Annotated in this window: 1 protein-coding gene; it reads right to left on the bottom strand. The window is 64.4% G+C overall.

Annotation, left to right across the window (positions count from 1 at the left end):
* Positions 1–351: hypothetical protein (locus J4F42_19340; protein ID MCE2487673.1), on the bottom strand; the 351-nt coding region annotated here is incomplete at both ends.

Here is a 351-nt window from a genome sequence, read left to right on the forward strand (position 1 = left end):
CGTCCTCTTCCTCGCCAGCCTGCTCAGCGCGGTCAGCCTGCTCAGCCCCAGCCGTTGCGACTTCCTCACTTGCTTCCTCTTCGTCATCCGCAAACAGACGGCTGAAGAGACCCGGATCTTCGGACTGGTCCTGGGTCTGATCTTGGACAACCGGCACGCTCGGCTCAGCCGCGTCTTCCTCCTCGTCATCCGCAAACAGACGGCTGAAGAAGCCCGGCTCTTCGGGCTGGTCCTGGGCCTGATCTTGGCTGACGGCCACACTCGGCTCGGCAGCGTCTTCGTCCTCGGCGTAGGCGGCCTCTTCATCCAACAGCTCCTGCTCGGCCTGCTGGGCCTCCTGGACACGCTGCA

The sequence above is a fragment of the Desulfurellaceae bacterium genome, from assembly GCA_021296095.1.
Classification (GTDB): Bacteria; Desulfobacterota; Binatia; order Bin18; family Bin18; genus JAAXHF01.